Source organism: Chryseobacterium polytrichastri, from assembly GCF_900142445.1.
Taxonomy (GTDB): Bacteria; Bacteroidota; Bacteroidia; order Flavobacteriales; family Weeksellaceae; genus Chryseobacterium; species Chryseobacterium polytrichastri.
Genome location: NZ_FRAV01000007.1, coordinates 90,665 through 103,245 on the forward strand (window position 1 = coordinate 90,665; position 12,581 = coordinate 103,245).

Annotated in this window: 3 protein-coding genes; all 3 read right to left on the reverse strand. The window is 34.9% G+C overall.

The features are described from left to right. The 3 genes from BUB80_RS06115 to BUB80_RS06125 are packed head-to-tail and all read right to left on the reverse strand — an operon-like array spanning position 1 to position 12,580. Positions 1-4,860 carry a hypothetical protein gene (locus BUB80_RS06115; RefSeq protein ID WP_073291885.1) on the reverse strand — a complete coding sequence of 1,620 codons (4,860 nt, stop codon included), beginning with the start codon at positions 4,858-4,860 and terminating at the stop codon, positions 1-3. Between the two features lie 4 nt (positions 4,861-4,864). Further along, positions 4,865-11,410: a hypothetical protein gene (locus BUB80_RS06120; RefSeq protein ID WP_073291886.1), complete on the reverse strand. Its 6,546-nt coding sequence runs from the start codon at positions 11,408-11,410 to the stop codon at positions 4,865-4,867. A 39-nt stretch (positions 11,411-11,449) separates the two neighbouring features. Then, positions 11,450-12,580: a hypothetical protein gene (locus BUB80_RS06125; RefSeq protein ID WP_073291888.1), complete on the reverse strand. Its 1,131-nt coding sequence runs from the start codon at positions 12,578-12,580 to the stop codon at positions 11,450-11,452. Position 12,581: the final 1 nt, after the last annotated feature.

Consider the following 12,581-nt stretch of genomic DNA (forward strand, 5'->3'; position numbering starts at 1 on the left):
TTAATCTGGGCTCACTACAAAAGTCTGTTCTATAATCATCCCATCGGTTCCATCAGAGGAAATTCCACCAATATTTGATGAGTTATCTGGGCTGTACATTGTAATAACTTTATCTTCTTTACTAAACATACCAGCCGTATTTTCTGTAATGACTTTGAAGTGATGATAGATAGGATTTCCTTCGGCATCTTTTACCGTAAGAGGATCTAGTCCTAGCTTATCGAATCTTAAAAAGATCGTTTTATCATTAATATCAAAAACTTCTTTAGGAATCCAAGCTTCTGTATTTGTAAGCGGATCATTTTCGAATAAATACAATTGTACTTTTGAAATATTATTTGGAAGAATATTCATTCTAGCCATTTCTTTCCAGTTTCCTTGATTATTCATTTTATAAAGGTGATATTTACCTTTATAACATTGTTCTTTCCAACTTAACAACCCTGAAGTCACCACATTTCCTGTAATTGGATTAGATTCAAATTTCAATTCCGGAGATGATGGCAGCACATTTTCTGTAATGGTTGTAATCATTATTTTTGATGCTTCCGAAGGCGCATACTCTGTTACGATGACATCACTTTGATTAGTTCCATATTGTGCTTCTGCATATTCTACTTCTGCTTCTACAGTAACACGATAATATAATGGATCATTAAAAGGAACCTCAGGTAAATCTGAAAAACTGTCTTGTAATGTCCACGTTTCGTCACCTACTACTCCTTCTTGTTCCAAATCAAGCTCTTTCACCAATTCCATTGTTCTAACAGAAATAGCATCCTGCATGTTAAGAGCACGATATAATTTCGCTTTTTTAACATTGTAGATTTTATTATAAGGGTTGATTGTTACTTGCATTTTTGGAGAAACATTTACTGCTGAATCTTCTAAAACAGGAATCACACTTTTGATCTCAGGAGTTTTCAGAGGGAATGAATTAACCATTTTTATAGGTCCAACTGCAGCACTTAATTCACTTTGTAACAATTGAGCATTTGTTTCCTTTACTGCATAAAAGTACACACTGGTAGATGCTCCATCTAATGTATAATCTACAAATAAAGTTTTATGATAAGGAGTTCTTTCCAGAATCTTCATCATTGGAGCCATATCAAATTCTCCATCTATATCATTACCCGGAGTTAATAGTACTCCGTTTCTGTTTCTAATAACCTGTGCTTTAGGAATTGGCTGATAAACACCATCTTTAATAAACTGATAAAGAATAGGAACCTCTGTTAAAGGCACATAAGTATTTTCAATTGTTTGTTTTACAAAATCATAGAATGTCACTCTTCCAAACTTCCCATTAGGGTCAGCTGGAATAATCTCTGTTGATAAATCCTGAATACCATTAGCACCGCCATAAGCTATTGCCGGTATGCTAGGAGAATAATGCTTATTATGATCTGCAATAAATTCATTGATACCCTTTAATAAACCTTTACTGTTTGGAATCGGAAGCCTATATCCATTATGCTCTATAAATTGTCTCTTATCTGAAGTAATAATAGCATTGGCTAGATCTGATAATCTGTCGTTGAAAAACTCATCGTTATTATGTTCTCTAATATACTCAACAGAGTTTAATTCAGGGACAGCATTATATCCTTCTGTATGTTTATATAATGAACTCAGTAAAATATCGTCATTACTACGAAGAAACATTACGCTGAAAGGCTTATGCTTATAAGTAGTGGTAAAAGCATATGAAGAACGTCCAAAAGTATCAGGTCTTGTTGCATATTTTGAACCAGACGGAGCATCCGGAACCTTAGGCGCTTCAATTTTTCTTCCAAACATCATTGTTGGGGAAGAAATTCTCGACTTATAATCTGCATAAGTAAGATCCACACTTCTTGTTCCGAAGATTGTATACTTTTCTAAGTCATCATTCTGAGGAAGAATATCTTCATTTCTTAAGCGGCATGGTGCATTATAATGAAGATAAGCTCTATATCCAGGATAGAAATTCACCTCTACAGTTCTGCTAGGCATTGTATTAGGTTGAATTGGATTGGTTGAAAAAGCTTCATCTAAAGCAAAGACTTTCAGATCTCCATTTCCAATATTATCAATACGAACCACTTTAAGTGTTGATTTTTCTTCAAACGGAGCATCATGTTTTTCAACACGGATACTTCCTCTATACCATTGTACACTATCTGCACCCACCACAGTAGAATACTGAGGATGATTACCTAAATTAAACCCAGGGAAATCAATCTCATACATTCCTACAAAAGGAAGTGGAACAGGAGTAGGATCATTAGGATCCGGATTAGGACCAAATTCAACAAATCGTTTAACAACTGCCGTCTTTTTAATTCCTCTGAATTTTCTGAAATAGGTATTTTCAGTAATATCAGGAGCCTGCCCCGATCTGATTATTTTCTCTTCAGTATGAATCGGCCAGTTATTACCAATTTGAATTTTTAAAGGATGAGGATTTACAGTTCCCCATGTTGTAGGATTCTGCATATTCTCTCCAACCATAAATGAATCGTTGGCATGAGGTACGGTAAAGTTCGCCGGATCAAAAGGAATAGATGTATTTTGACCAAACGCATTTCCTACCTGTTTTTTCAGGACATGGAAAATAGGATAATCAGGATTTGTTCCAGGTAAGATATTATGAATAAAATAATCATCAGTACCTACCGTAAATACGCCACCTATATAATTAGGAAATGCTACAGGTGCAATAGTCGGTTTCAATACCTGAAGGGTTCCTGCTGCTACCGTTCCTGTACTACTTAAATCTAACCCTTTTGTTTTAACAACAGATACCAAAGGATTTCCTGCTAAATCAGCGATACTCTCAATTGTTCCAAAAACTCGATTTTGAATTTCCGGACGGAAAAACACTTCAATATGGTCTGCAAATAATTCTTCAGCATCAGGCAGAGGGGTGAAATCTGTAATCTGTACTCCATTAACTTCTTTTTGATACGTAATCATATCCTGTGAAGCATCGTACTCCATTGTAAGTCTTATCAAAGACTTATCATTAGCTGGGTTCTGCGCATACAAATCCTGTTCATTTTGAGAAGTAAGCAATAAAGGCAGCTCCTTTTGAATCAAAAATGCATTTACACTGGATGGAGGCAGTAAAATATTTGATGGCTTAATAGTAGACTCTACTTCAAATGTAAGAAATGCTGATTGAGCCCTTGAAAACCAGTTTACTCCATAAGAACCATATTTATGTTTTCCAGATCTCTTTTCTTTATGAACGTATGCTGGATTTCCGTACTCTGGAAGCCCAATCGCTACAGTTTCAAAGTGTGCTTTGTCTCCGTTTGAAAATACATTTACATAATTGGGGTTATGAGGAAGTTCAGGAAGTCTCCATTCCGTTTCATCACTTGATTTATACTCAATTCCCACGTGTACCGGATATGTGAAGGTAGACATATCAAATTGTTGAGTGGAATAGTAGAAAGGACTATTTGCTGGTTCATCAGGAGATAATTCTTCAGTTAATAAACTTAAAAATCTTGCTGTTCCGTCATAAGTATATCCATTTGCATCTGTTAAGCTACTCATGGTAACTCCTGCAGTAGGATCTGCCGAAACAATTCCTGGAACCGGCTGTTTTAGTCTTACAGGCAAACAAAGACGCTGATCTTTTACTGATGTCGGAAGTGTAAGAGAGACATGAACAGCTTCAAAAGGTCCCTGTCCGTTCCCCAAATCAGCTTCAGTTACATAATGAGCCGCATACATATATTGCTCTCCGCTAAATACATCATCTTTTATATCCATATGGCCTAATCCTAACATCCTTGCTACATGGAAATCCAAAGCTGCCATTTGCAGAATTGAGAAATGAGAAATTTCTAAAGGATTAGGATCACTTGTGTCATCCTCAGGATAATAGTAATCTAAAGCCAATGGATTAGCTGCATCATCACTAAACTTCAAATATTTAATAACAGAATCTTTGATACTGTTTTCTGGGTCTTTATTATCATCATACCATTTTGAAATATAGTTTTTGATATTAACAAATTCACCATCATTATATCTTGGCCAAGTGGCGTGTACAGGGTAACTGCCCGGATCCGGATCTAATCTTTGATGAGCTTCACCGTCGTCTGTAGTAAGTGCAAATTTCCCAAACTCTTCCCAACCTTCTCTGTTATAAGCATCTTCATAGAATTCAAAATCAATTTTGGAAATAATGGTCCCATCAGGTACAAAACGAACACTTCTTGCATTTTCAGCAAATATCTTAGTTGTAAAATTTGAAATAGTTCTTCTAAATGTTACGTTTTTAGGAAGGTTTTGCTTATTCGTTTCCACAGAAAGCACTTCTGTTTTTGCAGTTCCTAAGGTATTTTTAGGCGTAAGTTGCAAAGCAAAGAATAAAGAATCTTTATTTTCTACTTCAATAATATTACTTCCATATTTATCTAAAAAACCACTTGGATCTGAAAAAGGATCAGTATTAGCTCTTACCTCATTATATTTACTTGTATTTCTAAAATAAACATAGAACATCCTTCCATCACGCTTTCCGCTTGAGTAAAGCCATAGTGCTTCAGAATCAACTACAGTTGTAGGAGAACTTGTTAAATAAAGTGATGTAATTGAAGGCTGATAACGAATTCTGGATAACCTAACGAAATCCTCCTGTCTGTTGAAACCCTTAGGAGAGCCTTGATAGGCTTCTCCTTTAGGTAAATGTTCTGCTGCAGGCCCTTTAAGCATCCATCTCAAATGGATTCCTGCAGTACTCTCTTCTCCTTTTGATCCGGCAGCTTGAATGTATAAACAATCTGACTGTAAAAAGATATTATTCATTGATAATGAGGTCGGTGCCGCATTAGTTATATTATTTGTATTTAAAGACATTGTATTAGTTTATTTTAATATTTTTAGCAATAACTGTACTTGATTCTATATAATTTTTTCCATCCCAAATTTTATAAATGAATTTGAAATTCAGTTCATTTGATATAATCAATTTATCGGCATTCATTATTAATGCCTGAGAATAATCTTTAGAATAAACAACTTTATAGTTGATGTTGGTAGTGTAACTTCCTGCTCTGGTAAGTCCTGCTACTTCTATCATACCACTAGATATAAGTTCTGGAAGCGCAGGAGATACTGGATTGGTCATCTGTCTGCTAACATCTTCCAAAGGAATCTTAGGATGGTTAAACGGCTCCGGGTTTCTGATTAAGATTGCCACCACTTTTCCTGTATCAGAATTAATAATCTTATTAAATTCCGTTGTAGGAGCATCTTCCTGAGGTGTAATTCCGAATAATCCCTGAACAATTCTGTCAAACGGATGCTGGTACTGATTCGCAATCGCTTGGCTTAATGGGTTGTCACAAACCTCTTTTGGTTTTGTCTTAATGATATCCCATGCTGCAGTCAGCTTATTAGGTGCAATTGATTTTTCAATACTATAAACCGCTTGTTTGGTTTGGTTTACTCCATTGGTATCCTGGTATGGAATAAAGCAGCTTTCTACCTGATCTTTAAAGTTTTCATAACGAGAAGTCTGGAATACAAATTTGTGAACTTCTTTAGCATACTTTTTCTTCAGGTTATCATCAACATTCGTAATATCAACATTCGTATCTTTACCCCAATAGAAATTCAGAACCTGTGCTGTATATAACTTCTGAGGTTTTAACCTTCTCGGCTCTATTACACGATACATTGATTTTGGTTTCTCAAGTGCTATAATTCCTGTACAATGTGTACCGCTGTTCAACATATTGAAATATTGATCCAGTACTGTAGGAATCGCAGGATCGTTATCTACAGCCCAGCTTTCAATAGTCTGAGGAATATCTACCGCAGATTGTATAATAGTTGTCTCTGTAGGTTCTAATGTTGGTGGATTAATCACTGAAATATCTTCAACAGGATCTTTAATAATCACCTTCATCGTTCCTCCAATTGCTCCCATGTTATGGCCTTCAGATACAAAATTTTCCCATCCACCTAACAATTTGGATACATAGCTGGAAGTGAAATACAATGAGATCTTTGTTGTTATGTCATGATAGAACAAAGGTTTTGCATTCACAATATTTCCGTCTGCATTTGGATAAGAACGCTGATAATCAATATAAGCTCTCAAAGAGGTATGAGGATACTGATCAGGATGTGGAGTCTGTGATTTCACATACGCACCGTTGCTATCATAAATGTCTCCTGTAGTATCTTCTAACCTATATTCAGAACCATCCGGATTCGCAATTTTAATATCTCCATAAGTTGAGTTCTTGTCTAAATGGAAGAATCCTAACGGACCTGCTGTACGGAAAGCATACGCATATGGATACACTTTATGATTGATTCCGTTATCTACATTATCTTTTAAGATAAATTTGATATAATATGCAGTATCCGGTCTCCATATTGGCTGAACAGATTTTGTAATAGCATAAAGAGCTGCTTGAGTTTCCTCTGCAATAGCTGCCTGAGAAGGAATATGAACATTATAGTCAAAATCTTCTACAGATAACCATTCAATTTCATGGAATAAAGTAAAGCATTTCTTTTTAGAAGAACAGTTACCCAGATCTTTCAGAATTGAAATAATATCCTGGCATGCTTGATTAAATGCACCTCCATTCGTCATATAGAAATACTGCCCATTGAAAACAACGGTATTAATTGTATATATCTGTCTTGATAATACTGTCGTTAAATATGAATACCCAGGATGGCTATCAATAAATGCATTAAAAGCTTCTAATAAAGGAGATCTACTAATATTTTGTCGGTCATTAAATTCCCCAAACACTTTAAGAGCAAGCTCTGCACTTAAATTACATAATGTAGAGTCTGTACAAAGATTTAAATCCAATGACAATCTTTCGATTTGTCTGAACTTCGCCTTCAACACTTCAAAACGTTTGATGATTTCATCATAACTTACCGAATGATTATCAACATAATTTTGAAAATCTTCTAGCATCTTTGCATATTGATTCAGATAAACATTAAACAAAGGAGATTGAACCCCAAGTGATGCTAATGTTTCTAACATTTGATGATAAACTCCAAGACCCAACTGGTTGCTTACAAAAGTAGCATAGGTAATCCCATTTGGTGTACCTCCCCTTCTATTGAAAGGAACAAAGAAACTAAGGTTATAATGCTGTGCAATCACTTGGTAGTATTTACACATAATTTCTTCTTTAACCTGTCTTGCCCCTTCGCATCCTGTAGACTGCAATTTTTGCAATTGTGCTTCTAGATTTCTGTATTGCTGAATATCACTTGGCTGTACAGTACCTACAACACCACCATGAGCCAATGCCTGCTGGTAACCTTGCTGCATCAATACTGCCATTTGTTCCAAAATAAGATTAATCTGCGTTGAATCTGTAACATCCGGAATAATAACAATTTTAGTAATTCCTTTTTCCGTAATCCACTCTGGTACAATCACTTTATCATTAAGAACATCTTTTGGATAGTATACTTCATCCATATGATATTGAACAAATGACTGGGTATCATCAATGATCGGGCTGAAGAATTGAATATTTAAGCCTGTGCTGTAAGTGCTAAGTTTCAATTTAATCTCTCTTGCTGGAGCAGGTAACATAACAGTAAGGTGTGACTTATTCTTAAATTCTAATGACTTTTCAAAACCAAAAATATTCACCTCATCAGATACTTTACCTGAATCTCCCTGCATAACCATATTTCCATTAGGATCCATCGTATACTGTACATCTCCTGAAATCTGGTACGAAGCTTTTTTACTTTGGAAGAAATTGTTCGTAGAAGCAAAATACTGGGTATTCAATGGTTTATCTAAAAAGTCTGAAATAGAATTCTCAATTTCCTGACCATGACAGAATAATGTAGAAGGTAACACCCCATATTGTTCAGGCGTAAACCATCCCGGATTTCCTTGTTCTGTATAAGAGAACGGGGTTGTTCCTAATACACGGATTGCATTATACTGGTTGTCTTTTTTCTGCCATTGACCGGCTTTCGCATTGGTAAGATAAGTATTAGTAGGATCCATTGCTTTGAAAGGATCATATTTCACCCATTTCCCATTTCCAACGTATGCTTTAATTTCAAAACTTTCAAGAGTGTATTGGTGTTTTACCTGTCTCAATTCCAATCCTTTCATTACTTTATCAGGCGGAATAAGATCTACGGAATTACTTGCCGGGTTGGTAAATCCACCGATAACCTTATTACTTTCAGTTGTAGGAAGCAATCCTTTTGTTGTTTTGATATCAATATAGGTATCTAAAGGAACTACATTTTTAATTGTATCTACATTTGGAAAACTATTGGCACTTACCTGTAACAGATCAAATGTTTCGTTCGTTAACATACTGATTCCTTTTACTAAACTTTCCGTCTGATCAGAAATTTCTGTAAACGGATTTACAGGATCTCTTTCTACTGTTTTATTAAACTCCCATTTAAGCTCAACTTTAACACTAAAGCTAATTTTAAAGAACAGAATTTTCAATTTAAATGCGACACTAAATGCTCCGTAAATTAAGAACGGTTTCGGAGACTCTACTGCTAAAAGAATGGTAACAGCTGCATAGATCCTAATGATTTTAACATCAATATCAATAGCTAACCCTGCTTCAAAGTACGCTCCCATCTGAGGTTTTTGGAAACTGATTTTTCCTCCAAGCTCTAAGTAAGCTAATACAAAGATTTTAACTGGACCAAATTTTCTGTCAAACCTAAATTCTCCTCTTGCTCCCGCCTCAATTCCTTTTCCGGAAATCATTAAGAAGGCTTTCAAAGTAAATAGGTTTTTCAGTAAGCTTGCTGTAATTGGTGCCTGTTTTGTTCCGAAATTAATATACCATGCAGATGGATTATTAAAGAAGAAACCAGCTTGAATTTCAGCGTATAACTTAATAATATCACCTGTTTCTTCAGGGAATTTATAGTCGGCTCCAAATCCGAATTCTAGTGAGTTATCTCCAAAAATAAAGAACGCAAAGAATGGTGGATCATCCTGATAGGTCACCCTACTCGATAGAAGCTTCATTCTGGCATCTACCATCACCATGGATGGAAGTGAAAGCAATAACATCGCATTCGCAGAAATGATATTTCCATTAGCCATTGTATCTCCAAGCAATGCACCAACTCCTAAAGAGAATGGGAAATTATAGGCCTCGGTCTGATCCGGACGGCTAAACTTATCTACCCCAACTCCTCTTTTCGGAGCTGTATAGTACTGATACCATGTGTTATCAGATGTCATACCAATTGCTTTTTTCTCTGCCACATAACGATAGCCTAGCAATCCACGGAATCCGTAGATGGATACAGGACCTAATGCAATTGGATTTGGAAGTTCAATATTGGCATCAATCAGGAATGCAGGATATTTCGGTGCTAAACGCATATCTACCCCTCCTGTGATTCGAGGATTTTTCACCTTTAAGCTCACTCCTCCTTTATATTCCTGGAATGCTCCAGGCTCCGGAATGGATAACCATCCTTTGATCGAAACCGTTGGATCACTTGAATTAGCAGGAATGATCATATCTATGTGAATGGTCTGGATATGAAGATATGAATCAGGACCTTTATTAACGTCCGTATCATCATTATCAATGGTATAGTAGAATTTGATTCCATCTCCACGGGCATCAATTCCTGCAACACCGATACTTACACCACCATCGAAACCGAAGTAGTTGTATTTACGGGTTACATTCTTTACGACTCTTTCATGAGATCCAAAGTGAATCGCCGTAACAGAAACATCTACAGGCCCAATCGGAAGTTTAATAGGCTTTGGAAGGGTCATATTTCCTCCATTCACTCTGAAATCGATGCTTCCATCGCTATAAATTCTAAGCGCAGAAATACTCAAAGTTTGCCCTTTTAATAGGCCTCCCAATAGGTCATCAACGAATTCTACATCTGCAGATGCACCAATGAATAGCTTTCCATTTTCTTTCCCTAGCTCTACGGATTTTAGATGTAATTTAAAAACTCCGGGTAAGGTAATAGTAGGATCTAATGGAGCTACAGCTGCTGCAGTTAAAAGGAAATCTCCAGCTGCATCCAAATGTCCTGTAACATCTATTTTAGCATCTCCATTTGAGCCTTTAAATTTTGGAATTACTAACTGAGCTTTAATATTGGATGAAATAATATTACTCTGCTTAAAGGTAAGATCAAAGGAATTAAACCCGATGCTCCAGCTGCCCATGTCTGCATATAGATAATCATCAGTGGTAGTAGGAGTACCATTTATTGCTTCTAACCCAACTGTTCCTGAGATTCCTCCTGTACCTACTAAAAGATCATTTCCATAAATCTGAAGGGTGGTATTATTTACATTTTTAAACCATTTATGAGGAAGTGTTATTGCTGCTCTTTTGGCATAAACTCCTTTAAAATTGTCAGGTCTTCCATCTAAAGTAGCTTCCGGAATATTCGAATCAGATTTAAGATCAACTTTTAAATCATCAAATTCAACAATCAACCCTGTATTACCAATCATGGAACGATTCAGATTGAATGCACTTTCTTTGGTAAATTTAAACCCACTTGAAGAAGAGTAATCTAATCTTCCCACGTCAAAAGTTAAATAACTAAAATATTGATCAGGAAGTGGATCATCCAATTCTAATCCTGTTACAGGTTCAACTCCTGTATAAACTGGGGTTAACCATTTTTGAGGAAATTGTAATCCAACGGATATTTCTTGTATAGATGCATTAAAATTTAGCCTAATAGCTTCATTAAAACTTTTTTTAGCATCTTCAAAATACCCTTCGAAAACAGTCTTCACTCTTTCAACTCCCTGGCCATTAAGGTCAAGTGATGTTTTACAAATTACATCTAAGAAGTCATAATTTAAATTTGAAATTTCATTAACAACACTTTCTGCTTTTTCCCATAAAGCCATGTTGTCATCAGATGGAGGAAGCATTGCTTGATTGTATGCATTATTAAATTGCTGAATGAAATTTTGTAATCCGTTAATTTCCGGATAAAAAGCTCTTAATACATCATAAAGTAATTCTGACTGTGTAACACCTGCCAATTCCATAAAGATTTCCAAAACGGAACGAACACCGTTATCGAAAGATTCAAAATTAAAGCTGTTAATATATTTAAGAATTGCCCATGAATAATCAAAGCTAATAGGTATTTCTGTAGTCCCTGTTGTAGTAGGATTTAGAACAAGTTTTAAATCGTCAGCAATGGGAATATTTATTCCAAGCGGAGCATAAGTAGTTAAAATAAAGGTATAATAGGCAGAAGAGCCGTCGTAACTTTTTGATGCAATCAGGTTTTTCACATAAATATGATCAAATACACTGACGAGCGCATCGCGAATTCCCTCTATTTCATTAGGGATGGCATCCAACGAAATCAACTGACTTAATGATGGATGTATATTTTGATTTGGCATAATTCAATTATTATTTTGTAATTGGTTGTCTATAGAGCATCAACTGTCATAGTATTGAAGCTCTCTTTCTATAGTTGCAGTAATAGGTCCATCCTCACCATTCATATAAATATTACACTTATACCAATTATTGTATTTATCATATTCATATTTATAGTAAGTATGTTGTGGAAGTTCATACATAAAACCTCGCAACTTTTGATTTGGAAAATCTGGAATATATTGTTTGTGAATTATATTTCCGAACTCATCATAATACATGATGGTTTTTTTGGTAATATAAACCTTACTTCTTAGAGAAGATGTAAAATAGATTTCATTTTTCGAAATATAGTTTTTATTGGAATCGTAAGTGTATGTCTCACTTTGAACTACTTCCTCGCAGCCATAAAGAGTCATTTTTACAATACGATCTTGGTTATCATATTCATATGAAAAATGTAAATCAGGACAATAAGAACTTTCCGTATCTAATGCCGTAAAAGGCATTTCTTTACCAGAAATTCCTGGTTTAATATTTTGTTTGATAAGGTTTCCATTATTGTTGTAAACAAATTCAGTTTTTGTTATTAAATCCTTTTCGTTTAAGATAAACTTATCAGAATCTGAGACTAAATAGAATTTTTCTTCTCTTATTCTTTTATTCTTATCTAATAAATATACATATCCAAAGACTTCTTTATGATCATTCTGATATATATTATTCTTATAAACAAAATTCAACTTAACTATCTGATAATCAATACAAATCGGATATTTAGGATATTTTGTAACTTTAATATTCTTCTTTTGTTGTAAATCTTTATCGTCATATTCATGAAAAATAGCATACCTTTCTGATAAAGGTTTTTTTGTCATATCCATCCAATTTTCATATCTGGGAATCTGTTTTATTAATCTTCCATTATTGTCAAAAGCAGTAAACAATTCACCTCCTATATTTCTATTAAAATACATTACATCTTCTTTAGCTTTTTGAAGATCTGGAACATTACCCAAAGAATCTGAAATATAAGTATAGTACCAATACGCCGATTTCACAGGACCATGCAGATTAATATTTTCAGTTCTACTCTGCTTAGAATTCATTAATGTATTATCTGTTACAGCCTGTCCGAAGCAAGTAGTTAAAAAAAATACTTGAAAAATTACAACAATAATGTTTTTCATT

What these genes read in the sequence shown, in the direction of transcription:
- BUB80_RS06115 (WP_073291885.1), bottom strand. Translation starts at nt 4,860, where the DNA reads ATGTCTTTAAATACAAATAATATAACTAATGCGGCACCGACCTCATTA.
- BUB80_RS06120 (WP_073291886.1), bottom strand. Translation starts at nt 11,410, where the DNA reads ATGCCAAATCAAAATATACATCCATCATTAAGTCAGTTGATTTCGTTG.
- BUB80_RS06125 (WP_073291888.1), bottom strand. Translation starts at nt 12,580, where the DNA reads ATGAAAAACATTATTGTTGTAATTTTTCAAGTATTTTTTTTAACTACT.